Annotated in this window: 2 protein-coding genes; both read left to right on the forward strand. The window is 43.6% G+C overall.

Annotation, left to right across the window (positions count from 1 at the left end; genetic code table 11):
- The first annotated feature begins 222 nt into the window (after positions 1-222).
- On the forward strand, positions 223-1,911 hold the full coding sequence (locus KAH81_03000) for a hypothetical protein (protein ID MCK5832616.1): 1,689 nt from the start codon (positions 223-225) through the stop codon (positions 1,909-1,911).
- Between the two features lie 162 nt (positions 1,912-2,073).
- A complete protein-coding gene (mutS, locus tag KAH81_03005) occupies positions 2,074-4,704 on the forward strand; it encodes a DNA mismatch repair protein MutS (protein ID MCK5832617.1) in 2,631 nt (876 codons plus the stop codon).
- Positions 4,705-5,193: the final 489 nt, after the last annotated feature.

Here is a 5,193-nt window from a genome sequence, read left to right on the forward strand (position 1 = left end):
GAAGGCCGGATGAGGGCCGAATTCATCTGGAGACCCTCCCCCGCAGTCACCTCGGGCGTCTATCTTGTTCGGGCGAAATTCGGAGGGCAATCCTTGACCAAGAGATTAGTCTATTTGAAATAGCGTTAATTGGTCGAGAGCACTATTATTTGCTTCTCTCGGATTGTTATTCACAGACTATTAAAACCTTGAAAATGCGTATAGGAAATTTATACTCAATAAATGTGGAAAATCATATTAAATATAAAGCCTAAACAACTCAGCAGGTTGATTTTTAGCAAGGGACTTGAACACACAGCAAAAGTAGTTGTCGGCTTGATTGTGGTTACGATTTTTCTTTCCGGCACCTTTTTTTTATTTCAAAAAATATTCTCCTATCTTATAACAGTTCAGGACATCGGCATTCTTCTGATCGATAGAATAATTGGTATTTCGTTTCTCGCTTTTTTTATAATGCTTACAATGTCGAATCTCATTAGCGCAATAGGCGCACTATATAGATCGCCTGAAGCGAGTTTCCTAATGGCTTCTCCTCTACCCCACAGCCAAGTTTTTTGGGTTAAATTCACCGATAATATTTTTTATGCTAGTTGGGCGACCCTTGTTATTACTATCCCTGCAATTGTGGCCTATGGATTTGTCTTTCATATTTCACTTTCAGATTATATAATAATTGGCTTTATAGTCTTACCTTGCTTCCTGATTATTCCGGGGATTCTCGGTGCTGGTTTATCAATGCTTGTTTTTCCGCTTGCAAAAAGATTTGGCTCTAAACGCATTTTGATACTTTTTGGAGCTTTGGCCATAATAAGCATACTTTTCTTCATGAGGGCAAGGTTCAGCCGCATTATTTTCTCAGCTCAGGGCGACCTTGCGCTTCTAAATTATTACCTTCAAGATTTAGCGACTAACGAGAACCAATGGCTTCCGAGCGTGTGGGTAGCCGAGATTTTACGTGCGGCAAGACTCGATCATAATGGCACTCTATTATTCTATATTTCTCTATTTCTGTCAACCTCGGCCGCAATGCTCATTTTCCTCGATACTGCTGCAAAAAGGCTTTATTATAAGGCATTTTTAGCGGCTTCGGAAATCCTTAGTAATAAGAGAAAAAAAGGCACAAATAGAGGCTATTACGGTTTGTCGTGGAGCGTTTTTAGAGTATTTCCTCGAGATATGCGTTCGTTGTTGGTCAAAGATATTCGCCTATTTCTTCGTGAACCAAACCAGTGGACTCAATTTGCGATTTTACTCGTTTTGGTAATTTTTTATTTATTTAACCTCCGCAAAGTGCCTTTAAATGTCGAAGGTCTTTATTGGCGAACGCTAATTAGTTTTGTGAATTACGCTTTTTGCGGTTATATATTGGCGACTTTATCTGTTCGCTTTGTCTATCCATCGATATCCATGGAAGGTAAGTCTTTTTGGAGCATTTCGAGTTCTCCGATCCGCGTAAAGAGGCTTTTCTGGGAAAAATTTTGGATAGCTTTCATTCTTTTTTTCATTATTACAGAAGTTGTCGCTGTTGTCTCTAGTGCTTTACTAGCTCAATCACGCATAATGACGCTTCTAACCGGTCTGGGTATCTTCCTTATGAGCATATCTTTGACATCGCTTTCTACCGGTCTTGGGAGCCTTTTCCCAAGTTTCGTCGAACCTAATCCCGGCAAAATAGCATCCAGTGGTGGAGGTATGATATGTGCTTTAGTGAGCCTTATTTATGTTGCGCTCTCTACTTTAGCGCTTGCGTTTCCCACATATCATTACATGAGTTTTATTATCGGCCAAAGTAAGGATTTTCCAACGGCAGAAATAATCATCGGTGCGTTGATTATTCTTGTTTTGAATCTGGCAGCAACAATAATACCATTAAAACTCGGCCTCAAAGCCATGGAACGATTAGAACATTAGCATTAATGAGTATTTGACTAATGCTTTTCTTCTCAGAAATTTCTATAGAGTAGTCTTTCACGCAAATTCCCGCATATTAATGTAATTTATCTAAAAATCTCTTTTGTTTTCGCACTAAAATATTATTATTCATAATGGAAACCAAATTGGCAGAAATTAGATATGAATAAGAAGAAGCAAAAACCGAAAAACACACCCATGATGGAACAGTATTACCGCATCAAAAAACAGGTGCCGGATGCGCTTCTTCTTTACCGCATGGGCGATTTCTTCGAGCTTTTTGATGAGGATGCTAAAATCGCCGCAGAGGTCCTTGGAATAACGCTTACACAGCGTTCGCATGGCATGCCCGAACCAACACCACTTGCTGGAGTGCCACATCATGCTATGGAGAAATACCTATCTAAACTACTTTCAGCAGGTTTTAAAGTCGCGATTTGTGAGCAGGTTGAGGATCCGAAAAAGGCAAAGGGCATCGTGGCACGCGACATTATCGAGGTGATGACACCGGGCACGGCAACAATCGAGACTGAGGAAAACGCCGAATCTAATCTTATTATGGGTATTTTCGAAAACGAGGATTCTGTTTCAATTGCACTTGCGGATCTTCTAGGCGGACGCTTCGAGGCGCGTTCTTTAACCTATGCTCGCTTCATCGAAGAACTCCAATTACTTCTAGTGAAAGAGATACTTGTTTCGGAGGATATTTCTGAAAGCCTCCATGAAATATTGAGGGAATCGGCGCCTAAGGCTCATATAAGCTATCAAGAACCGTGGAAATTTGAAACTGTTTTTGCACGTGATAAACTCAGCGAACATTTTGGCGTTAAAACACTTATGGGTTATGGCGAGCTTTCCGATGGCGAGATATCGGCAGCAGGCGGACTCATAGCTTATTTCAAAGACCTCAAAAAAGGTGACATGGCGCATATACGCACAATATCTATTGGCACTAAAGATGATGCTATGATATTCGATGCCTCTACAGTGCGCAATCTGGAGCTTATCCGATCTATTGCTGATGGCAAAGTCGAAGGAAGCCTGCTCTGGGTGCTCGATACAACCTGCACACCAATGGGCCATCGAGAAATAGTCGAATGGATATTGAAGCCGCTTATTAATCGTGTGTCGATAGAGCAACGTCTTGCGGCAGTGGAGGAACTCATTATCGATCCAATAGCCCTTGCAACACTTCGTGAAAGATTTTCTGAAATTGGCGATATGGAGCGTCTTATAGGTAAACTCGGTAATGAAAAGGCTAATCCTCGCGATTTGATTGCCCTTAAAATTGGCCTCGATAAGGTGCCGGCGATAAAAAGCATAATTCAGGGAAAAAATACTCCGCTTCTTGATAATATCGATAATAGGCTCGATCCCATGGATGAAGTTAGGGGAATTATCCAAGAAAATATTGATCTCGATCCGCCTGTGCATATCAACGAGGGTGGAATAATCGCTGAGGGTATATCCTCGGAACTAGACGAACTCCGGCAAATCCGCTACGGTGGAAAACAGTATCTTGCTTCGATGCAGGAAAACCTCCGCGATAAACTCGACATCCCCAAGCTTAAAATCGGCTATAACCGCGTTTTCGGCTATTATATTGAAGTCAGCAGAATGCATAGCAAGAAAGTCCCCGAGGAGTTCGAACGCAAACAGACGCTTGTCGCTTCAGAACGATATATAACTGCAGAGCTCAAGGAATATGAACAGAAGGTTCTTTCCGCCGAAGAGCGCATTTTCGAGATAGAGCGCGATCTCTTCCTTACATTACGCGCGCATCTTTCGCAATTTGCTGCATCTATACTACTGGTTGCAAAGGCTTTGGCCGAGCTCGATGCTCTTTGCTCGCTTGTCGAAATAGCTCGAAGAAAGGGTTGGGTTCGCCCCCAATTTACTGATGAGCCAATAATTGAGATAATCGAGGGACGGCATCCAGTTGTTGAACAGATTCTCGGTGACAGAACCTTTGTTCCAAATAACACGCACCTGAGCTCCGACCAAAACCAGCTTCTCCTTATTACCGGGCCAAATATGTCTGGTAAATCGACCTATCTTAGGCAGGTCGCACTAATTGTGCTTATCGCTCAGATGGGCAGTTTCGTCCCCGCACAGAGCTGCCGCATAAGACCTGTTGATCGCATCTTCACGCGAGTCGGCGCTATGGATAATATCGCTCGCGGCCAATCGACATTCCTGGTTGAGATGATCGAGACAGCAAACATTCTCAATAACGCAACGGACCGAAGTCTCGTCCTCCTTGATGAGATAGGTCGCGGCACCAGCACATACGATGGTCTCTCGATTGCATGGGCGGTTAGTGAATTTATACACAATTCAGCTGGCCACCGAGCAAAAGCAATATTCGCTACGCATTATCACGAACTCACGGAACTACCTAATATCTATCCGCGCGCGAGCAACTTTCAGGTTGCGGTGCGCGAGAGCGGCGATAGCGTCCAGTTCTTGCATAAAATAGTCCCGGGTGGTTGTGATGACTCTTATGGTATATATGTTGCAAAAATGGCTGGTGTGCCTGATTCTGTTATTGCAAGGGCACAAAACATACTCGAACTTCTAGAGAGCGGCGAAAAACTGAATTCGGAATCGATAATCCGAGTTGGAGGACATAAGGGAAAATCAATCCGATCAGAGGGAATACAGATTTCGCTTTTCGAACCTGAGAATCACCCTTTAGTTCAGCAGCTTCGCAATCTCGATCCCGAGCGCATGACACCTATGGAGGCGCTGGAATACATTACCCGATGGCGTAAACGATGGGTAAGATGGTGAAATGTAAATCTTTCGATATATTTAGTATTATGATCCGGGGCGACTATCTCGTCGCCTGTGTTTTAGAATAGCTTCCATCATGCTAGCGGCGACTCGGGAATCTACCAATGAGCTGGTTTACTTTGCAAAAACGGCGGCTCGGCGGCTTCACATGGGCTTAAGCTCGATTTTTGCGATTTCGCGAATTTATCTGGCGTCCCGCCGCCGTCCTCGGTTCCGGCGTCTATCTTGTGCGGGCAACATTTCCGCAACAGACGGCTTCAGCCGTCTGCACGAAGCGCGTGGTGTATTTGAAATGACGCCGAATCCGCTAAAGGCGGTTGAGGCCAAACGCCCGTCGGCGCGTGCCGACCGAAACGGGTGGTGTATCTGAAGTAATATCTAGCAAGATTTAGCATTTGACTATTTTGATAATATTCTTTATGTTCAAAGTAATATTACATATAAGGAGCTTATAATGAAATATTTGGTTATTCTCGCTCTCGCCCT

Source organism: bacterium, assembly GCA_023145965.1.
Lineage (GTDB): Bacteria > UBP14 > UBA6098 > UBA6098 > UBA6098 > UBA6098.

What these genes read in the sequence shown, in the direction of transcription:
- mutS (MCK5832617.1), top strand. Translation starts at nt 2,074, where the DNA reads ATGAATAAGAAGAAGCAAAAACCGAAAAACACACCCATGATGGAACAG.
- KAH81_03000 (MCK5832616.1), top strand. Translation starts at nt 223, where the DNA reads ATGTGGAAAATCATATTAAATATAAAGCCTAAACAACTCAGCAGGTTG.